Genomic DNA, 20,331 nt, shown 5'->3' with positions numbered 1-20,331 from the left:
GATCAGGAGCGGCCCTGAGGGTCGGGACAAGCGCGACGGCCGGCGGTTTCGCCGGCCGTCGCAGGATTGTCAGGCCAGCGAGCCGTCGATGTCCTTGCACGCCTGGATCAGGCCCTGGACGGACTCGACCGACTTCCTGAACATGGCCTTCTCGTCGTCGTTGGTGGTGAACTCGATCACCTTCTCGACGCCGCCGGCGCCGATCAGGGCGGGCACACCGACGTAGAGGTCCGAAAGGCCGTATTCGCCCGACAGCCAGACGGCGCAGGGCAGGACGCGCTTCTGGTCGAGCAGGTAGGAACGGGCCATGGCGATGGCGCTCTCGGCCGGCGCGTAGAAGGCGGAGCCGGTCTTGAGCAGGGCGACGATCTCGCCGCCGCCCTTGCGCGTGCGGTCGACGATGGCGTCGAGCTCGGCCTGGGTCAGCATCCCGGCCTTGACGGCGTCGGGCAGAGGCAGGCCGCCGACGGTCGAATGACGCACCATCGGCACCATGTCGTCGCCGTGACCGCCCAGGGTCCAGGCGTGGATGTCCTGGATCGACACGCCGGTCTTTTCGGCGAGGAAGTATGCGAAGCGGGCCGAGTCCAGCACGCCGGCCATGCCGACCACCTTCTCTTTCGGCAGGCCCGAGAATTTCTGCAGGGCCCAGACCATGGCGTCGAGCGGGTTGGTGATGCAGATGACGAAGGCGTTCGGGGCGTGCTGTTTGATGCCCTCGCCGACGGCCTTCATCACCTTCAGATTGATGCCGATCAGGTCGTCGCGGCTCATGCCCGGCTTGCGCGGCACTCCCGCGGTGACGATGCAGACGTCGGCCCCGGCGATTTCGGCGTAGTCGTTCGCGCCCTTCAGCGCCACGTCGGTCCCGAACACGGCCGTGGCCTCGGCGATGTCCAGCGCCTTGCCCTGCGGCGTGCCCTCGGCGATGTCGAACAGGACGACATCGCCCAGCGCCTCGCGCGCCGCCACATGGGCCAGGGTGCCGCCGATCATGCCGGCGCCGATAAGGGCGATCTTCGCGCGAGCCATTCTGTTCGTCTCCGGGAGGGTGTTGTGCGATGCGATATGGTGTCGGGCGGCGGTCTAGACCCGCGCGCTTTCACCTGCAACCGTAACGCCGCCTCAGCCGGAGCCGCCGTGGCCCACCCGCCCGAAACCCTTCCCGAGTTCGTCGCCGCCGAGACCGTGCCGTCAGACCTGATCACGGTCGTCGACGAGGCCACGGTGCGGGCCGAGGTCCAAGCATGGCGCGCGAAGATGTTGAGGCGTCCCGGGCTATGGGACAAGGCCACGCGCGGGACCCAGGACCGCATCAACCGGATCATCCCCGAGCGGGTTCACGCGATCGTCACCGCAGGCGTGGAGGCGATGACGAGGGGGATATTGTTCGGCTCCGAGCTCGTAACGGCGCGGCCCGCAGCCGACGGATCACTGGCGGCTCGCGAGCTGCGGGCGCGGGCCGTGATCCGGACCTCTCGCACGACGGCGGGGGTCGAGGGCGGCGTCGCGGGGGCGGGCGGCTTCGTGCTGGCGGTGGCGGACTTTCCGGCCCTGATGGCGATCAAGGTGCGGATGCTGGGCGACATCGTGGGCGCCTATGGCTGGGGCGGCGATACGGTCCGCGAACGGCTGTTCGTGCTGCACATCTTCCACCTCGCCTTTGCCAGCGCCCGACGCCGGCCCGAGGCCCTGGCGGAACTGGAGCGGTGGATCGCGGGGACGGATCAGCTGGACGCCATCACCGACTACGACTGGCGCCGGTTCCAGATCGAATACCGCGACTACATCGACCTCGCCAAACTGGCCCAGCTGATCCCGGTCGTCGGCGCGCCGATCGGGGCGGTGGTCAACTGGCGGCTGGTCGACCGGCTGGGCGAGACGGCCATGATGGCGTGCCGGATGCGGTGGCTGGCGGAGGCGGGGAGCTAGAGTTCGTCCAGCAGAAGTCTCGCGGCCGCCTCCGCCCCGTCGGTCCGGATCGTGGCGGACACAGCGAGGGCGCGGGCGCCGATCTCCGGGGCCAAGGCCGTGGCGAGGGCCGCGGACAGGGACGCGAAGGTCGGCGTCGCGCCCTCATGAGCTGCGCCGATACCGAGCCCGGCCACCCGCGCCGCCCAGTACGGCTGGTCCACGATCTGGGGAACGATGACCTGCGGCGAGCCTGCCCGGGTGGCCGTCGTCGTGGTGCCCGCGCCGCCGTGGTGGACGACGGCGGCCATGCGGGGGAACAGCGCCTGCTGGTTGACGTCGCCGGTCAGGAAGACGTCGTTTCCGTCGTCGATGGCCTTCGCCTCGACCCAACCGCGGGCCAGGATCACGCGCCGGCCATGCGACCGGGCCGCCTCGATCGCGACCCGGGCGGCCTCCCGCGTGGACGGAAGGGCGATGCTGCCGAAGCCGACGTAGACGGGCGGGGCGTCGGCCTCGATGAAGGCTTCGAGATCGACGGGCAGCGGGCGCTCGTCCCGCAGGATCCAGGCGCCGGTCTGGACGGAGTCGCAGAGGTCCGTCGGCTCCCACGGCCACAGGACGGGGTCCGAGGCCAGCAACGGGCGGTCGGTGAAGACGTGGTCACGGATGTTATCCACCCGCGGCAGGCCGATTGCGGCGCGCTGACCGTTCACCGCATCGCCGAACAGGGCGTTCATGACGCCGGTGTTCAGCTCCCACAAGGCGCGCGGGTCGGTGACCTCCGGCGGGTGCGGATGGCCGGGATAGGGGAAGGGCCGGTGATGATGCGACGGCAGGAACAGGGGGCAGAAGGTCACGTGCCGGTAGGGAAGGCCCATGGTCTCGGCCACGCATTGCGCGGCGGCGGCCGAAGGCAGCAGGCCGGTGGCCACGATGGCGTCGCAGCCTGCCGCGGCCGCGGCAATCGCTTCGTACTGCGCCCCGATCATCCGGGCCGAGTGCTGGGGGATTCCGTCCGCCGGCCGCGTCTTCGCGGACTCGATCCATTCGCGCACGGGCTTGAAGGCGGGCGCCAGCGCTACGCCGGCGCGAGCCAGCAGATCGACGAACTCCTGATCCGGCGGCGCGGACACGACCGCCTCGGCGCCGAGCGCCTGCAACGCGACGGCCAGACCGACCAGCGGCTCGACATCGCCTCGGGACCCGTAGGTCGACAACAGGATACGCATCGGACGGCCCTCCTTCGCTCAAGGGCTCCGCAGTCTGCGCATAAAAAGCCGATCGACCATTCTTGAACGAAACTGTTTCGACCCCAACTCCAGTCTGGCCCGCTGGCCGACGAGTCCGATGTGGCCGCAATGGCCGCTGTTTTTCCGACGGCCACTCGCGCCAGCCTCTCTTGATAACTTCTGCTGTTTCTGGCGACAAAGTTTATCGATTTTACTTAGTGCCGCCACAGGCTCAGGCTCCTCCCGATCGCGCTCGACGCAGGAGGAAACCATGGACGGACACGCTGGCGGCCCCACCCCCCTGAACGATCCGAAGAAAGAGCCCGCGGCTCTGCGGTCCCTGCTGGGCCGGACCAACCGCGACTGGTGGCCCAACCAAATGACGATGGACATCCTGCATCAGCAGGGTCGGTCGGGCGATCCGATGGGCGATGGCTTCAACTACGCCGAGGCGTTCAAGAAGCTGGACTATGCGGCGGTCAAGCGCGACCTGGCCGCCCTGATGACCGACAGCCAGCCGTGGTGGCCGGCGGACTACGGCCACTATGGCCCCTTCTTCATCCGCATGGCCTGGCATTCGGCGGGCACCTATCGCACCGGCGACGGGCGCGGCGGGGCCAATGCGGGCCAGCAGAGGTTCGCCCCGCTGAACAGCTGGCCGGACAACGGCAACCTCGACAAGGCTCGGCGCCTGCTGTGGCCGATCAAGCAGAAATACGGGGCGAACCTGTCCTGGGCCGATCTGATGATCCTGGCCGGCAATGTCGCCATCGAATCCATGGGCGGGCCGGTGTTCGGCTTCGGCGGCGGCCGGGCCGACGTCTGGGAGCCCGAGAAGGACGTCTACTGGGGCACCGAGGAGGAATGGCTGGGCGCCACCCGCATCGACGAGGAGGCGGGCAAGGCGCTGGAAAGCCCGCTGGCGGCGATCCAGATGGGGCTGATCTACGTCAATCCGGAAGGCCCGGCCGGCAGCGCCGACGCGCTGAAATCCGCCCGCGACATGCGCGAAACCTTCTCGCGCATGGGCATGAACGACGAGGAGACGGTGGCCCTGACCGCCGGCGGCCACACTTTCGGCAAGGCCCACGGCGCGGGCGACGCCTCCAAGGTGGGCGCCGCCCCCGAGGGCGCCGACATCGCCCAGCAGGGCCTGGGCTGGCAGTCCGGTCACGGGAGCGGCATGGGCGACCACACCATCACCTCGGGGCTGGAAGGCGCCTGGACGCCGACGCCGACGCAGTGGGACATGACCTTCTTCGACATGCTGCTGGACCACGACTACGAACTGGTCCGCAGCCCCGCCGGGGCCAAGCAGTGGCAGCCGGTCGGCAACCCCGAAGACACCCTGGCGCCGGGTGCGCATAGCCCGCATCGCCGCCTGCCGACCATGATGACCACGGCCGACATGGCGCTGAAGGTCGACCCCGGCTACCGCGCGATCATGGAGAGATTCCGGGCCGATCCGGACTATTTCGCCGACGCCTTCGCCCGCGCCTGGTTCAAGCTGTGCCACCGCGACATGGGGCCGAAGGCCCGCTACCTCGGGCCCGAGGTCCCGGCCGAGGACCTGATCTGGCAGGACCCGATCCCGGCGCGGACAGGACCGGTCATCGGCGCCGCCGACATCAGGGCGCTGAAGGATCGGATCGCCGCCTCCGGCCTGACGGTCGCCGAACTGGTCACGACAGCCTGGGCCTCGGCGGTGACCTATCGCGGCTCCGACCACCGGGGCGGTGCCAACGGCGGGCGGCTGCGGCTGAGTCCCCAGAAGGACTGGGACGTCAATGAGCCGGCGAAGCTGGCGAAGGTGCTCAGGGTCTATGAGGACATCAGGGCGGCGTCGGGGACCACCGTCTCGATCGCGGATCTGATCGTTCTGGGCGGCTCGGTCGGGATCGAACAGGCGGCGAAGGCGGCCGGTCAGTCGATCGAGGTTCCCTTCACCCCGGGCCGCACCGACGCCAGTCAGGAGCAGACCGACGTCGAGGGCTTCGCGGTGCTCGAGCCCAAAGCCGACGGCTTCCGCAACTATCTGTCGGTGCGCTTCAACGTGCCGACCGAGGAGTTGCTGGTCGACCGGGCCCAGCTGCTGGGCCTGACGGCGCCGGAGATGACGGTGCTGGTCGGCGGGTTGCGCGTGCTGGGCGCCAATCACGGCGGGTCGAGGCATGGCGTGTTCACCGACCGCCCCGGCCAGCTGACCAACGACTTCTTCGTCAACCTGCTGGACATGCGGACGGGGTGGAAGGAGGTCGACGACAGCGGCGACGAGACCTTCGTCGGCACGGACCGGCTCACCGGCGATCAGCTGTGGACCGCCACCCGTACCGACCTGGTGTTCGGCTCCAATGCGCAGCTGCGGGCGCTGTCCGAGGTCTACGCCTCGGCCGACGCGGGCGAGAAGTTCGTACGCGACTTCGTGGCGGCGTGGACCAAGGTGATGAACGCCGACCGGTTCGACGTGACCCTGGACGAGGAGTTCGGCCTCGCGGCCGTATGAGCGGCCCACCCCTTCGCGGCCATGGGGTCGCGAAGGGGCGGCGGCATAGAGCGCGTGGATCGGGATGGCTTTCGGAATAGCGACCGCCTATGTCGGCCGGATGCTCCCCACGCTCCGACAGCTCCAGTATCTCAAGCTTCTGGCCGAACACGCCTCGTTCAGCCGTGCGGCCGAGGCCGCCCACGTCAGCCAGCCGGCCCTCTCGGCGGGGGTGCAGGAACTGGAGCGGATACTCGGCGCCCCTGTGGTCGAACGCACGCGCGGCAACGTCCAGCTGACGGCGGTCGGCGCCGAGGCCGTGCGCCGGGCCGAGGATGTGCTGGCCCGGACCGAAGACCTCGTCGAGGCGGCGAAGAACGCGGGCAAGCCGCTGTCGGGCCGGTTCCGGCTGGGCGTCATTCCGACGGTCGCGCCCTTCCTGCTGCCGACCAAACTGCCCGGAATCAGGCTGGCCTACCCCGCCCTGCGGTTGTTCATCCGCGAGGACCTGACGCCGCGTCTGATCGCGGGACTGAAGGCCGGCCAGCTGGACGCGGCGGTGATCGCCTTGCCCTACAGCTCCAGCGGCGTGGACCACGCCCGCATCGGCGATGACGATATCCTCGCCGCCGCACCGGCCGGCCATGCCCTCGCCGGAACCGGTCCGATTCCGGCCGGCTCGCTGAAGGCCGAGGACCTGATCCTGCTGGAGGACGGCCATTGCCTGCGCGACCAGGCCCTGGCCGCGTTCGACATCGACCCGCCCAAGGGCGACGACGTCTTCGCCGCGACCTCGCTGCATACGCTGGTGCAGATGGTGTCGGCGGGGCTGGGCGTCAGCTTCCTGCCCGAGATGGCGGTGCGCGCGGGGCTGGCCGACATGCCGGGCGTGGTCGTCCGCCCCATCGCCGCCAAGGCGCCGCGGCGCGAAATCGTGGTCGCCTGGCGCACCGGTTCCAGCCGCGCGGCCGAGGCCAGGCTGCTGGCCGAGGCGCTCAGGCTGGACTGATCCGGCGGTCGTCGGGAGAGACGCCGGTCGAGCTTCATTACGACTCCGTAAGGTGCGCCCGGTTTTCCCGCTGATAGGGTCGCTGGCCCGCGTGCGTCGGGCTTTCGGAGCCCGCGCCCATGAAGTCCCGTCTGATCCTGACCGCCGCCGCATCGGCCCTTCTGCTCGGCCTGCCCGCCGCGGCTCCCGCGCTGGCGCAGACCGCGCCCGCGGCCGTGGCCGTGCCGCAGCTCGGCTTCGTCGAGCGCACCCTGCCGAACGGGCTGAAGGTCTACACCGCGCGCGACTCCTCGACCGCCAACGTCACGGTGCAGGTCTGGTACAAGGTCGGCTCCAAGGACGATCCGGCCGGACGATCGGGCTTCGCCCACCTGTTCGAACACCTGATGTTCAAGGCCACGAAGAATTTCCCGGACGAGACCTTCGACCGCCTGACCGAGGACGTGGGCGGCAATAACAACGCCTTCACCTCGGACGACGTCACGGCCTACCACGAGACCATTCCGGCCAACCACCTGCAGCGTCTGTTGTTCGCCGAGGCCGACCGGATGAGCTCGCTGGTCGTTGGCGACGACGTGTTCAGGTCCGAACGCGCCGTGGTGCAGGAGGAATACCGCCAGGGCATTCTGGCCAGCCCCTACGGCCGCCTGTTCGGCCTGTTCGAACCGGCCACCGTCTATCAGGAAAGCCCCTATCGCCGCTCGACCATCGGCTCGATCGAGGATCTGGACGCGGCGACGCTGGAGGATGTGCGGCGCTTTCACGCCACCTACTACCGGCCCGACAACGCCTATCTGATCGTCGCCGGCAATTTCGACCAGGGTCAGCTGGACGCCTGGATCGACCAGTATTTCGCGCCCATCGCCAATCCCGTGCGCCCTCTTCCGGCCAACAATGTCGTCGAGCCGGAGCCGGCCGGCCCGCGCGACGTGACCTTTTACGCCCCCAATGTGCCCCTGCCCGCCGTGGTGCTGGCCTGGCCGACGGTGAAGTACGCCGACCCGGACCGCGCCGCGCTGACCGTGCTGGACGGCATCCTGTCCACCGGCGAGAGCTCGCGCCTGTACCGGTCGCTGGTCTATGAGCAGGAGATCGCCGCCCAGATCGGCTCCTCGCCCGACATGAAGCAGCAGGCCGGTCACCTGACCGCCTACGCCATCATGGCCGACGGCCATACCGCCGACGAAGGCGTCGCCGCCCTGAACGCCGAGATCGCCCGCTTCCGCGACGAGCCGGTCACCGAGGCCGAACTGGCCGAGGCCAGGAACGAACTGGTCGCCAACGCTCTGCGCGAGCGCGAGACCATCGAGGACCGCGCCAACGTGCTGGGTTCGGCCCTGATCGGGACCAATGGCGACGCCTCGGCCGCCGACCGCGAGATCGCCGACATCCAGGCCGTGACCGCGGCGGATGTCCAGCGCGTGGCGCGGCGCTATCTGACGCCCGAGCGCGGGGTGACCATCCGCTATCTGGCCGCCGACGAAGCCCACCCGCCGACCGGGCAGAACACCGCCGTCGACGCCCCGGTGCGGGTCGCCGACCTGGCGCCGGTCGGCGAGATCTTCACCCTGCTGCCCGAGGCCGAACGGGCGCGCATGCCCGAACCGGGGGTGACGGTGTCGCCCGCGACCCCGGCCATCTCCGACTTCCGCCTCGACAACGGCCTGCGCGTGCTGGTCGCGCCGAAGAGCGGCCTGCCGCTGGTCTCGGCCCGCCTCAGCTTCGAGGCCGGCTCGGCCGACGAGGCCGCGGGCAAGGCCGGCGCGGCCAGTTTGACCGCCAATCTGCTGACCCAGGGCACGAGCACCCGCTCGGCGCCGCAGATCGCCACGGAGATCGAACAGCTGGGCGCCAATATCGGCGCCGGGGCCGGTCCGGACTTCACCAATGTCTTCGCCAACGCCCCGGCCAATGTCTTCCCGCAGGCTGTCGCCCTGATGGCCGATCTGGTGCGCAACCCGGCCTTCGCCGGAGAAGAACTGGACCGGCAGCGCACCCAGACCCTCGACAATCTGAAGGTGGCGTTGAGCACGCCCGGCCAGGTGCTGAGCCAGGCCGTCGGCCGGGTGGTCTATGGCAATGCGCCCTACGGCTCGCCGGGGGTCGGCACGGTGACCTCGCTGCCGGGGATCACGCGGGACGACATCGTCGCCTTCCACGCCGCCCGCTACCGTCCGCAGGACGCCACCCTGGTGTTCTCGGGCGACATCACGCCGGAGCAGGCCCGCGCCCTCGCCCAGTCGGCGTTCGGCGACTGGGCGCCGTCGGGAGCCGCCCCCGCCGCGACCGCGTCGCCGGCCGGCCAGACCGTGACGCCGCGCGTCATCGTCATCGACCAGCCCGGCGCCGGACAGGCGGCGGTGGCCGTGGCCATGCGCAGCGTGCCTCGCGCCACGCCCGACTATTTCCCCCTGACCCTGGGCAACACCCTGCTGGGCGGCAGCTTCACCTCGCGCCTCAACCAGGAGATCCGCATCAAGCGCGGCCTGAGCTACGGCACGCGCTCCTCGCTGGGAATCCGGCGCGACGCCGGGGCCTTCGTCGCCTCGGCCCAGACCCGCAACGACGCCGCGCCCGAGGTCGCCGAACTGATCCTGGCCGAAGTCGCCCGCCTCGGCTCGACCGCCCCGACCGAACAGGAGATGACCACCCGCCGCGCCATCCTGACCGGCGCCTTCAGCGACTCGCTGGAGACCGTGGACGGGCTGGGCTCGCTCGTCGCCAACCTGGCGCTCTACGACCTGCCCATGAGCGATCTGGCCGCCTATGTGAGCAATGTCGAAGGCGTCGGGGCCGCGGACGTCCAGGCTGCCTTCGCCCGCAACATTCCGGTCGACCGGTCCAGCATCGTCATCGTCGGCGACGCGTCGAAGTTCCTCGAGGCCCTGCGCGCGAAGCACCCCGACGTCGAGGTCATTCCGCTGTCAGACCTGAACCTCGACAGCGCGGCGCTGCGGTAGTCAGGCGGACAGGCAGACCACCTGGACGACGCGCAGGTCGCGGCGGAGGTCGTCGGCGACGAGGCCGTAGTTGTCGATAGTGACGGTGCGGCCCGTCAGCGGCTCGTCGGCCTTCTGCAGGCCGCGCACGGCCGGGCCGAAGGTGTCGGGCGAGGTGGTGTAGATGCGGCCCCGGCGCGGGCTTTCGGCGATGGTCACGCCGACGGCGCGGCCCTGGCGGTCCAACACCGGGGCGCCCGACAGGCCGGCGAGCGTGCCGCCCAGCCGGTCGGTGCGCCCGACCTCGGCCCAGGCCAGAACCGGCTCGTCGCGCTGGCCCCGGCCGCGCACCCGCAGCGTCTCACGGCCCATGAGGCGCGAGGTGACCTCGCCGGCGCGGCCCTGCGGGAAGCCCGGATGGAAGGCGCGCTGGCCCTTGCGCAGGGGTTCGCCGTCCGCGACCGGAATCGCCGCCGGCCCGCCGGCGGTCTGGAGTACAGCGATGTCGGCGCGCGGGGCCAGACGCACGTCGGCGGCGACGGCGCGGTCGCCTCCGACCATGATCGCCGGCCGGCGGCAGCCCTCGACCACGTGGCGGGCAGTCACCCAGCGGCCCTCGCCCGCGATCGAGAAGGCGGTGCCCGCGGCGGGCTGGAAGGGGATGTCCGGGGCGTTGACGGTGACGGCGGGGTCGAAGGGCGTGATCGGCCCGAGCAGGGCGCCTTCCATCTCGTCCGGCGGCGGCGGCGCGGGCGGGGCGTCGGCGTTCTCGCGCTGTCCCAGGGAGACCCCGATCAGGGCGGCGAGGACGAGGGTGTAGATCACCCAGTCGGGCGGACGGGCCATGGCCTCAGCCGGTCAGGGCGGCGGCGAGGATCAGGGCCGTCGCCAGCTTGGCGCCGACCAGCAGGACGGCGGCGGAGATCTCGCCCTCGCGGATGCGCTGGGGCAGGCCGGTCAGGAGCAGGTCGACGACGCGGAAGGCGAGCAGCTGCAGCACCACGGTGGCCGCGCCCCAGATGACGATGTCGCGGACCGAGGTCGAGACGCTGAGGCTGACCGCCAGCGGAATGGCCAGGCCGAGCAGCACGCCGGAGAAGGCCACGGCGGCGGCGGCGTTGCCTTCCCGGATGAGGGAGATCTCCTTCCACGGGGTCAGCAGGGCGTAGATCACCGCCCCGCCCGCCAGCAGGGCCAGGGTCACCGTCAGGTGGGCCACGGTCGTCGGAAAGCCCGACGCGAAGGCCTGGACCTCGGGGCTTTCAAGAACCTGGGTGAGAGACGAGGAGTCCATGGCGGTCCGGGCGGCTGACACGATCGAGGCTTGCCCCAATGGCGCCCCAATCCGCAAGCCCACCGGCGCCACAGGTGGTCAAGATTAGTGTCGGTGTGTGTCGGCTCAGGCCGCTTCGACAGTCCCGGCGGCGGCGGCCTGTTCGGCGCGGCGCACACTGGCGCGGACCTTCTCGCTCTCGGACTTGAGCTGGCCGCAGGCGGCGAGAATGTCGCGGCCGCGCGGGGTGCGGATCGGCGAGGCGTAGCCGGCCTTGTTGAGGATGGCCGCGAACCGCTCGATGGTCTTCCAGTCCGAGCATTCGTAGTCCGTGCCGGGCCACGGGTTGAACGGGATCAGATTGACCTTGGCGGGAACGCCCTCGATCAGCTTCAGCAGGGCGCGGGCTTCTTCGGGGCTGTCGTTGACGCCCTTGAGCATGACGTATTCGAAGGTCACGCGGCGCGCGTTGGACAGGCCCGGATAGGCGCGGATGCCGGCCATAAGCTGTTCGAGATTGTACTTCTTGTTCAGCGGCACCAGCACGTCGCGCAGGGCGTCGTTGGTGGCGTGCAGGCTGATCGCCAGCATGGCCTGGGTGCGGGTTCCCAGCGCGTCGAGCTGCGGCACGACGCCGGAGGTCGAGACGGTGATCCGGCGCCGTGACAGGGCGATGCCCTCGTTGTCCGAGATGATGTCGATCGCGTCGGCGACGTGGTCGAGATTATACAGCGGCTCGCCCATGCCCATGAAGACGATGTTGGACAGGCGGCGGTCTTCCTTGGGCGAAGGCCATTCGTCGAGGTCGTCGCGGGCGACCTGGACCTGGGCCACGATCTCGGCCGCCGTCAGGTTGCGGACCAGCTTCTGGGTGCCGGTGTGGCAGAAGGTGCAGTTGAGGGTGCAGCCGACCTGCGACGATACGCACAGGGCGCCGGCGCGGCCGACGTCGGGGATGTAGACGGTCTCGATCTCGATGCCCGGGGCGGTGCGGATCAGCCATTTGCGGGTGCCGTCCTTCGACACCTGGCGCTCGACGATCTCGGGGCGGGCGAGGGTGAAGGCGTCGGCCAGCTTCGCCTGGGTCTCCTTCGCGATGTTGCTCATCGCCGCGAAGTCGGTGACCCCGTAGTGGTGGATCCAGCCCCAGACCTGCGAGGCGCGCATCTTCGCCTTCTCGGGCGGGCAGATGTCCGCGTCGATCAGCGCCTGACGCAGGCCCGCGCGCGTCAGACCGGACAGGTTGACGGGGGCCGTGGGAACGGCCGCTGAGGTGCGCGAAAGGTCGAGCGTGAGGCTCAAGGCGGCATCCTTGGGTGACGGGAGGCGCGGCTTATACCACAGATCGTGCGGGTTTTAAGGCGTGGCCCGGGAAGCGGCCCACGGCGCTCCGCGCGGCCGGCGGTCAGACGAAAAAATGGGTCTGAATCGTCTGAACAGTCTGAACCGTCTGGCTCGCGGCGGGCCTCGAACGGCGCGGCGAGAGGATTCCATTGTCAAAGACCGGGCCTGCGAACCCGAACACCATGCGCCCGCTGTCTCCTGCGGCGGGTTCATGACGCTGGGGCCGGAAGGTTTCGTAGTGAAACCAGTGGCTTGCCTTTCCCGATTGTGGAGGCTGGGGTCGGATTTGCAGCGCAGCATCTACTTCCTTTTCCCCCCTGGGGGAGAAGGAAGGCGCGTGAGCTCCGCGCCCGCGACCCTCAGTCCGCCGCGTCCTCGATCTGATGGATCTGGTCGTCGTCGAGGCCGAAATGGTGGCCGATCTCGTGGATCAGGACGTGGGCGATGATTTCCGACAGGCCGACGTCGCCGCGCTCGCACCATTCGTCGAGGATCGGGCGGCGATAGAGGAAGATGCGCGAGGCCTCGGCGGCCGGGCCCATCTGATCGCGGCGGCCGACATCGACGCCGTGATAGAGGCCGGTCAGCTCGAACGGATCCTCCATCTCCATCAGGGCCAGCGTCCCGTCGTCGGCGAAGTCGTCGACGCGGATGACCACGTCGCCGGCCAGCGAGCGGAACGGCTCGGGCAGGCGGTCAAACGCCTCGCGCGCCAGCCGGGCGAAGTCGTCGAGGGAGGGGGCGGCCTGGTCGGTCCAGCGAGAGCTCATGCGGAGCCATATCGGGCCTGCGGAGCGTCCTCGCAAATCCTGCGACGCGGGTTATGGTTACCGAATCGGATTTGGGCGGCCTGCGTAACGTGGCCGGGGTGCGGAGCAGAACGACAGGATGGCCGAGGCCGACATCGCCTATGTCGCGACCGCGGGCGCCGCGGGACTGGCGCTGGCGCTCAGCGCCTGGGCGGCGCGGCTGCGCGGCCGGCTGGCCGAACGGGCGCACAGGGCCGAGACCGAACTGTCGGCCGCCCGGGCGGCGCTGGCCGACCGGGACGGGGCGCTGGCGGCGTTCGAGGACGCCCGGCTGGCCTTGACGCCGGACGGCCAGACCCGGCGGCTGGGCGCCCCCTCCGCCTGGAACGCCATCACCCGCGAACTGGCCGGGCAGGAATGGCCCGAGGTCGACCCGGCCCTGGTGGTGCTGGACGCGGTCCGGGCCACGGCGGGACCGCGGCTGGACGCCCTGATCGACCAGGGCGAGGCCTTCGACGCGGTGCTGGACGGCGCCGGCGGGGCCTGGGCGGTCGAGGGCCGCTCCTCGGCCGGGGCGGCGTGGCTGAGGCTGTCGCGGCTGGGCCTGGTCGGCACGGCGGCGGAAAGCGGCCTGGGCCTGCTGGCCGACGCCTATCCCTCTCCGACCTGGATCACCGACGCGGCGGGCCGGCTGGCCTGGGCCAACAAGGCGTGGCTGGCCGAGATGAAGGCCGACAGTCTCGACGCCGCCCGCGACAAGGGGCTGACCTTCGACCGCGGCGCCGACGCCATCGTGGCCGAGGCCGGGCGGCTTCATCAGCGGCAGGAGGGCTTCCGCTGGACCACCGGCGGCGGGCGGCGGCGGGCCTGGCGCATCGTGGCCGAGCCGGCCCCCGGCGGGGCGGGGGCGGTGCTGGCCTTCGCGCTGGACATGACCGAGGCTGAGGAGACCCGCGACACCCTGCGGCGCCACGTCGAGGCCCATGACGAAACCCTGAACCACCTCGCCGACGCGGTGGCGATCTTCGGGCCGTCGAAACGGCTGGCCTTCCACAACACGGCCTTCCAGCAGCTGTTCAACATCGATCCGGCCTGGCTGGACGAGCGGCCGACGCACGCCGAACTGCTGGACCGGCTGCGCCAGCGCCGCCTGCTGCCCGAAGTCATCGACTACGCCGGCTGGAAGGCCAACGAGCTGGATTTCTACGGCGCCTCCGAGGCCGCCCCGGACGACAGCTGGTCCCTGCCCGACGGCCGCACCCTGCGCGTGGTGCGCCAGCCCCATCCGCTGGGCGGGGTGCTGCTGCTGTTCTCGGACATCACCGACGAACTCAAGCTGCGCAGCCGGTTCAACGCCCAGATCCAGGTGCAGAAGGCCACGCTCGACAAGCTCAACGACGCCGTGGCGGTGTTCGGTTCGGACGGCCGCATCCGGCTGCACAACGAGGCCTTCGACACCTTCTGGGGCGTCAGCGGCGAGGCGCTGGACACGGCCAGCGATTTCGACGCCGTGGCCGCCCTGTGCCACGAGACCATGCCCGATCCGGCCCTGTGGCTGGGTCTGAAGGCGCGGGTGGCCGATCCGGACCCCGAGAGCCGGGTGCCGATCTCGGGCGAGGGGCGGACCGCCGACGGCCGCATCGCCTCGTGGCAGACCCGCCCCCTGCCCGACGGCGCGACACTGGTGGCCTTCTCGGACATCACGGCGCGGCGCGGCCTGGAGCAGGCGCTGGCCGCCAAGGCCCAGGCGCTGGAGGAGAGCACGGCCCTGAAGCGCGAGTTCGTGGGCAGCGTCAGCTACGAGCTGCGCACGCCGCTGACCACCATCGTGGGCTATTCCGAGCTGCTGGAGAGCCAGGCCGACCTGCCCGACCGCAGCCGGCAGCACGCCGGCGCCATCCGCATCGCCGCCAGCCAGCTGGCCGGCTCGATCGACGACGTGCTGGACATGGCCCAGATCGACGCCGGCGAGATGGAGCTGACCCTCGGCGACGTGCGCGTCTGCGACGTGCTGGACGAGGCGGCGGAGAAGGTGCGCGAGCGGATCGAGGGCCGCGGCGCGACCCTGAAGGTGGTCTGCCCGACCCCGATGAAGCCGATCCGCGCCGACGCCCAACGGGTCTGTCAGGCCCTCGCCTATCTGCTCGACAACGCGGCCCGGGCCGTGTCCGAGGGCGGCGTGGTGTCCCTGATCGCCGAGGCCGCGCCGGCCGAGGTCCGTATCCGCGTCGAGGACACCGGCCGCGGCATTCCCTACCACCTGCAGGCCCACGTCTTCGACCGCTTCGTCAAGCGCGAGCGCGGCGGCCCCGGCGTCGGCCTCGCCCTGGTCAAGGCGCTGGTGGAACTGCACGGCGGCTGGGCCGAGGTGGAGAGCGAGCCCGGCAAGGGCGCCGCCTTCATCCTGCACCTGCCGCTCGAGGCCACCGGCGTGGCGGCGGCGCCGGAGCTGCGGCTCGGCTAGATTTTCAGCCCGGCTGGTATAGATCGGCGGAGAACAAGGACTTCGCCGATGGCCAAACCGCTCAAGACCGCGCTGATCTACGACTTCGACGGCACCCTGGCGCGGGGCAACATGCAGGAGGTCAGCTTCATTCCGTCGATCGGGATGAAGCCGCAGGCGTTCTGGGACAGCGTCTATCCGGAGACGCAGAAGGCCGACGGCGACGGCATCCTGATGTATATGCAGATGATGCTGCAGGCGGCCCGGGAGACCGGCCAGCCGGTGACGCGGCAGGCCCTGCGCGACCACGGCCGCGACGTGGCCCTGTTCGAGGGCTTGAGGGACCTGAGCTGGTTCGAGCGGATGAACGATTTCGGGGCCCAATACGGGCTGGAGATCGAGCACTACATCATCTCGGCCGGGCTGACGGAGATGATCGAGGGCTGCCCGATCGCGAAGGCGTTCCGGCACGTCTATGCGTCGAAATACGTCTATGACGCCGACGAGGTGGCGGTGTGGCCGGCGGTCGGCGTCAACTACACCACCAAGACCCAGTACCTGTTCAGGATCAACAAGGGCGTCTTCAACCACTGGGACGACGAGCGCATCAACCGCTTCATCCCCGACGACGAGCGGCCGATCCCGTTCGAGCGGATGATCTTCCTCGGCGACGGCGACACCGACGTGCCGACCATGAAGATGATGCACACCAAGGGCGGCTTCTCGATCGCGGTCTACGACCCCGACAACACGCCGCGCGACACCAACAAGATCCACCGCCTGATTTCGGAGGACCGGGTCAATTTCGTCGCCGCGGCCGACTATCGCGAGGGCACGGCGGTGGACCTGATCGTCAAGGGCCTAATCGGCCGGATCGCGGTCAACGCCGGGCGGATGCCGGCCGACTAGCGGCCGCCGGCGCGCATCAGGGCGTCGCGGGCGGGGGCGAGGCGGGAGGGCACGAGGCCGCGCAGGGACGAGGCGGCGCCGCAGCGCTTGACGCCGGCTTCCAGGCCCTTGCCCCAGACGACTTCGGCCTCGACCGCCGTGGCCTGGGCGATGTCGATCAGGAGGATCCGTTTCGGCAGGGCCAGTTGGCGGTCCAGCCGCAGGCGCACGCCCGCGGAGGACTGGTCGACGATCAGGCAGGGCAGTTCGAGACCGGGCGCGACGACGATCCCGCGCATGTTGGCGGGCGAACGGGGTTCCAGCCTGCGGTCGTCCGGCCTGTTCATCCGTCGACAGCTACCGGCTGACGGTTTCCATCCAGTTTCACTGTGACGCTTGCCTGAATGCCGCCGGCCAGCATGCGGCGGGTGATCCGTTCGAAATACTGGATGAAGCCGGCAATCCGGGCGCGCTCCCGCGGCGGCAGATCGGCGGGGGCGACGCCCAGCAGGTCGGCCTCCTGCTGGCTGCGCCAGTCGAGCACGACGTCGAATGACGGGGCCTGCAGGAACAGGACGGCGTCGAAGCGGGCGGCGAAATCCGCATAGGGCCCGGCCACGAAGCCCTCGACCGCGCGCCGCCAGCCGCCGTCCGGGTCCCGCTCGCGCTCAAGGGCGTTGACCGGTTCGGCGAGGCCGGCCTCGTCTCCGGGCAGGGCGCCGAGGCACCAGGCGTCGATCAGGATGGCCGACGGGCGGCCCCGGAAACGGCGCCAGCGGTCGGCAGGAAAGCGATCGTCGCCGCGCTTGTCGAAGGCGGGAAGCGGCGTCTCGTCGTCGGGCCCGGCGGTCGAGAGGGCGTCGATCACGCGCTGGAGCAGGGCCAGTTCGTGCGTGCCCGGCGGGCCGCGGGTGAGAAACAGCGGATGGACGTCGCGGGCCATGGCCTCGCGTTCGGCCCGGGTCAGATAGACGTCGTCGAGGGAGATCTGCGCCGCGCCGAAGCGTTCGGCGGCGGCGCGGGCGAGGGTGGTCTTGCCGCACCCCTGCGCGCCGACGACGGCGATCAGGGGCGGGCGATCTTTCGGACCGTCGGCGATCAGCCGGCCGACGAGGTCGACCAGATCGGGGTGAGCGTGGCCCACGGCCTCAGTGCTGGTTTTCAGGCAGGCGGACGATCAGGCCGTCCAGATCGTCGCTGACCCGGATCTGGCACGACAGGCGCGAGTTCGGCTGGACGTTCTCGGCGAAGTCCAGCATCGACTCCTCCATGGCCGAGGCGCGGCCGGTCTCGGCGGCGAAGGCCTCGTCGACATAGACGTGGCAGGTGGCGCAGGCGCAGGCCCCGCCGCAGTCGGCGTCGATGCCCGGCACATTGTTGCGGATCGCCCCCTCCATGACGGAGAGGCCGTTCTTGACCTCGACCACATGCTCGCGGCCGTCGTGCTCGATGTAGGTGATCTTCGCCACGGATCAGGCCGCCGCTTCCGTCTTTTTCCGGCTCGGCGAGACCATCAGCTTCTTGGTCTCCGCGATGGCCTTGGCCGGGTTCAGACCCTTGGGGCAGACCTGGGCGCAGTTCATGATGGTGTGGCAGCGGTAGAGCTTGAACGGATCCTCGAGGTCGTCGAGCCGCTTGTCCGTGGCGTCGTCGCGACTGTCGGCGATCCAGCGGTAGGACTGCAGCAGGGCCGCCGGGCCGAGGTATTCGGTCTGGTTCCACCAGTAGCTGGGGCAGGACGTCGAGCAGCAGGCGCACAGAATGCATTCGTAGAGGCCGTCCAGCTTGGCCCGGTCCTCGGGCAGCTGGATGCGTTCCTTCTCCGGATCCGGCTCGTCGGACTGGAGGTAGGGCTGGATCGAGTCGTACTGGGCGTAGAACAGGGTCAGGTCGGTGACCAGGTCCTTGACCACCGGCTGGTGCGGCAGGGGCGCGATGGCGATGGTCGAGGACGAGCACTCCTCCCAGCCCTTGGTGCAGGCCAGGGTGTTGCGCCCGTCGATGTTCATCGAGCACGAGCCGCAGATGCCCTCGCGGCACGAGCGGCGGAAGGCCAGGGTCGGGTCGATCTCGTTCTTGATGTGGATCAGGGCGTCGAGCAGCATCGGGCCGTGGTCGTCGGCCGAGACCTCGTAGACGTCCCAGCGCGGGTCTGCGTCGATCTCGGGGTCGTAGCGGTAGACCTTGTAGGTCTTGACGTTCTGCGCGCCGGCGGGGGCCTTGTGGACCTTGCCTTTGGTGGGCTTCGAGCCCCTGGGGAGAGTCAGCTGGACCATTAGTAAACCCGCGCCTTGGGCTCGATGTAGGCGATGTCGTCGGACATCGTGTAATTGTGCACCGGCCGGTAATCGATCTTCACCGCGTCGCCGGGGACCTTCCAGGCGAGGGTGTGCTTCATCCAGTTCACGTCGTCGCGGTCCGGGAAGTCCTCGCGGGCGTGGGCGCCGCGGCTCTCGGTGCGGTTCAGGGCGCCCTCGATCGTGACGAGGGCCTGGTCGATCAGGTTGTCGTATTCGAGGGTCTCGACCAGATCGGTGTTCCAGATCAGGCCGCGGTCGGTGGTCCTGATGTCGGCGCCGGCGGCGTGGATGGCGCGCAGCTTGGCCACCCCCTCCTCCAGCGTCTTGCCGGTGCGGAACACGGCGGCGTCGGACTGCATGGCGCGCTGCATCTGGATGCGCAGCTTCGCCGTCGGGGTCGAGCCGTTCGCATGGCGGAAGCGGTCCATGCGGGCCAGGTGGCCGTCGGTGGCGGAGGCCGGCGCGTCCGGAACGGCCGAGGCCTTGTCCACCACCTCGCCGCAGCGCAGGCCGGCGGCGCGGCCGAAGACGACCAGATCGGTCAGTGAATTCGAGCCCAGACGGTTGGCCCCGTGCACCGAGACGCAGGCCGCCTCGCCCACGGCCATCAGGCCGGGCACGACGCTGTCGGCATTGTCGCCGACCTTGGTCAGGACCTCGCCATGATAGTTCGTGGGGATGCCGCCCATGTTGTAGTGCACCGTCGGCAGCACCGGGATCGGCTGCTTCGTCACATCGACGCCGGCGAAGATCTTGGCTGACTCCGAAATACCCGGCAGGCGTTCGTGCAGGATCTTCGGGTCGAGGTGGTCGAGGTGCAGGTGGATGTGGTCCTTGTTCGGGCCCACGCCGCGGCCTTCGCGGATCTCGATGGTCATGGAGCGCGAAACCATGTCCCGCGGGGCCAGATCCTTCACAGTCGGGGCGTAGCGCTCCATGAAGCGCTCGCCCTCGGAATTGGTCAGGTAGCCGCCCTCGCCGCGCGCGCCCTCGGTGATCAGGCAGCCGGCGCCGTAGATGCCGGTCGGGTGGAACTGCACGAACTCCATGTCCTGCAGCGGCAGGCCGGCGCGCAGCACCATGGCGTTGCCGTCGCCGGTGCAGGTGTGGGCCGAGGTGGCCGAGAAATAGGCGCGGCCGTAACCACCTGTGGCCAGGACGACCATCTTGGACCGGAAGCGGTGCAGGGTTCCGTCATCCAGCTTGAGCGCGGTGACGCCCGTGCACGCCCCGTCCTGCATGATCAGGTCGAGGGCGAAGAACTCGACGAAGAACTCCACTTCGCGGCGCACCGACTGGCCATAGAGGGTGTGCAGGATGGCGTGGCCGGTGCGGTCGGCGGCGGCGCAGGTGCGCTGCACCGGGCCCTCGCCGAAATTGCGGGTCATGCCGCCGAAGGCGCGCTGGTAGATCTTGCCCTCGTCGGTGCGCGAGAAGGGCACGCCCCAGTGCTCGAGCTCGTAGACGGCCTTGGGGGCGTTACGGACCAGGTATTCGATGGCGTCCTGGTCGCCGAGCCAGTCCGACCCCTTGACGGTGTCGTACATGTGCCACTGCCAGGAATCCTCGCCCATGTTGCCGAGCGAGGCGGAGATGCCGCCCTGGGCCGCCACGGTGTGGGACCGGGTCGGAAAGACCTTGGTGACGCAGGCGACCTTCAGCCCCTGCTGGGCCGCCCCGAGGGCCGCGCGCAGGCCGGACCCGCCCGCGCCGACGACGACGACGTCATAGGCATGGTCGACGAATTCATAAGCAGCCACG

Annotated in this window: 17 protein-coding genes; 6 read left to right on the top strand and 11 right to left on the bottom strand. The window is 70.0% G+C overall.

From position 1 onward, the window contains the following. Window positions 1-69 precede the first annotated feature (69 nt). Window positions 70-1,032, bottom strand: coding sequence for a malate dehydrogenase (gene mdh, locus VEB62_RS16085; protein ID WP_324802028.1), 963 nt, complete (start codon window positions 1,030-1,032; stop codon window positions 70-72). A gap of 108 nt (window positions 1,033-1,140) precedes the next feature. On the opposite strand from mdh, the gene VEB62_RS16080 reads away from it, so the two are divergent. Then, window positions 1,141-1,932, top strand: a complete 792-nt coding sequence (locus VEB62_RS16080) for an EcsC family protein (RefSeq protein WP_324802026.1) — start codon at window positions 1,141-1,143, stop codon at window positions 1,930-1,932. On the opposite strand, the gene VEB62_RS16075 is transcribed toward VEB62_RS16080, so the two are convergent. Continuing rightward, entirely contained in the window at window positions 1,929-3,143 is a 1,215-nt protein-coding gene (locus VEB62_RS16075) for a glycosyltransferase (RefSeq protein ID WP_324802023.1), read from the bottom strand. The two genes, VEB62_RS16080 and VEB62_RS16075, sit on opposite strands and share 4 nt — an antisense overlap. A 271-nt stretch (window positions 3,144-3,414) precedes the next feature. Here VEB62_RS16075 and katG point away from each other — a divergent pair, with 271 nt between their 5' ends. From katG to VEB62_RS16060, 3 genes are all read left to right on the top strand, one after another. Next, the gene (gene katG, locus VEB62_RS16070) at window positions 3,415-5,646 is read left to right on the top strand and encodes a catalase/peroxidase HPI (RefSeq protein ID WP_324802021.1); all 2,232 of its coding nucleotides are present in this window, start codon (window positions 3,415-3,417) and stop codon (window positions 5,644-5,646) included. A gap of 100 nt (window positions 5,647-5,746) precedes the next feature. Next, window positions 5,747-6,634 carry a hydrogen peroxide-inducible genes activator gene (locus VEB62_RS16065; protein ID WP_324802077.1) on the top strand — a complete coding sequence of 296 codons (888 nt, stop codon included), beginning with the start codon at window positions 5,747-5,749 and terminating at the stop codon, window positions 6,632-6,634. Window positions 6,635-6,753: 119 nt separating this feature from the next. After that, on the top strand, window positions 6,754-9,594 hold the full coding sequence (locus VEB62_RS16060; protein ID WP_324802017.1) for a M16 family metallopeptidase: 2,841 nt from the start codon (window positions 6,754-6,756) through the stop codon (window positions 9,592-9,594). Here the strand turns inward: VEB62_RS16060 and VEB62_RS16055 are convergent, their stop codons facing one another. From VEB62_RS16055 to VEB62_RS16040, 4 genes are all read right to left on the bottom strand, one after another. After that, complete coding sequence (locus tag VEB62_RS16055) at window positions 9,595-10,419, bottom strand: S1 family peptidase (RefSeq protein WP_324802014.1); 825 nt, start codon at window positions 10,417-10,419, stop codon at window positions 9,595-9,597. It lies immediately after the preceding gene. A gap of 4 nt (window positions 10,420-10,423) precedes the next feature. Further along, the gene (locus VEB62_RS16050) at window positions 10,424-10,867 is read right to left on the bottom strand and encodes a DUF350 domain-containing protein (RefSeq protein ID WP_324802074.1); all 444 of its coding nucleotides are present in this window, start codon (window positions 10,865-10,867) and stop codon (window positions 10,424-10,426) included. A 105-nt stretch (window positions 10,868-10,972) separates the two neighbouring features. Next, a complete protein-coding gene (rlmN, locus tag VEB62_RS16045) occupies window positions 10,973-12,148 on the bottom strand; it encodes a dual-specificity RNA methyltransferase RlmN (RefSeq protein ID WP_324802011.1) in 1,176 nt (391 codons plus the stop codon). Window positions 12,149-12,549: 401 nt separating this feature from the next. Continuing rightward, entirely contained in the window at window positions 12,550-12,960 is a 411-nt protein-coding gene (locus VEB62_RS16040) for a metallopeptidase family protein (protein WP_324802008.1), read from the bottom strand. Between the two features lie 118 nt (window positions 12,961-13,078). Here VEB62_RS16040 and VEB62_RS16035 point away from each other — a divergent pair, with 118 nt between their 5' ends. Together VEB62_RS16035 and VEB62_RS16030 are read left to right on the top strand one after the other, a co-directional pair. After that, window positions 13,079-15,403 (top strand): PAS domain-containing sensor histidine kinase, encoded by a 2,325-nt coding sequence (locus VEB62_RS16035; protein ID WP_324802005.1) that lies wholly within the window; start codon window positions 13,079-13,081, stop codon window positions 15,401-15,403. Window positions 15,404-15,451: 48 nt separating this feature from the next. Continuing rightward, window positions 15,452-16,291, top strand: coding sequence for an HAD family hydrolase (locus tag VEB62_RS16030; RefSeq protein WP_324802002.1), 840 nt, complete (start codon window positions 15,452-15,454; stop codon window positions 16,289-16,291). On the opposite strand, the gene VEB62_RS16025 is transcribed toward VEB62_RS16030, so the two are convergent. From VEB62_RS16025 to sdhA, 5 genes are read right to left on the bottom strand one after another with little or no spacing between them, the layout of a single operon-like run. Continuing rightward, entirely contained in the window at window positions 16,288-16,617 is a 330-nt protein-coding gene (locus VEB62_RS16025; protein ID WP_324802000.1) for a PilZ domain-containing protein, read from the bottom strand. The two genes, VEB62_RS16030 and VEB62_RS16025, sit on opposite strands and share 4 nt — an antisense overlap. Beyond that, window positions 16,614-17,414, bottom strand: a complete 801-nt coding sequence (locus tag VEB62_RS16020; RefSeq protein ID WP_324801997.1) for a kinase — start codon at window positions 17,412-17,414, stop codon at window positions 16,614-16,616. Before VEB62_RS16020 ends, VEB62_RS16025 begins: the two co-directional genes overlap by 4 nt. 4 nt (window positions 17,415-17,418) lie before the next feature. Continuing rightward, window positions 17,419-17,739: a 2Fe-2S iron-sulfur cluster-binding protein gene (locus VEB62_RS16015; protein WP_291833500.1), complete on the bottom strand. Its 321-nt coding sequence runs from the start codon at window positions 17,737-17,739 to the stop codon at window positions 17,419-17,421. Between the two features lie 3 nt (window positions 17,740-17,742). Further along, the gene (gene sdhB, locus VEB62_RS16010; protein WP_324801992.1) at window positions 17,743-18,546 is read right to left on the bottom strand and encodes a succinate dehydrogenase iron-sulfur subunit; all 804 of its coding nucleotides are present in this window, start codon (window positions 18,544-18,546) and stop codon (window positions 17,743-17,745) included. Next, the gene (sdhA, locus tag VEB62_RS16005) at window positions 18,546-20,330 is read right to left on the bottom strand and encodes a succinate dehydrogenase flavoprotein subunit (protein ID WP_324801989.1); all 1,785 of its coding nucleotides are present in this window, start codon (window positions 20,328-20,330) and stop codon (window positions 18,546-18,548) included. The genes sdhB and sdhA overlap by 1 nt, the downstream gene beginning before the upstream one ends. Window position 20,331: the final 1 nt, after the last annotated feature.

Source organism: Brevundimonas sp. (assembly GCF_035626975.1).
Taxonomy (GTDB): domain Bacteria; phylum Pseudomonadota; class Alphaproteobacteria; order Caulobacterales; family Caulobacteraceae; genus Brevundimonas.
Note: the sequence above shows the minus strand (reverse complement) of the source record. Positions and strands in the feature narration are given on the sequence as shown.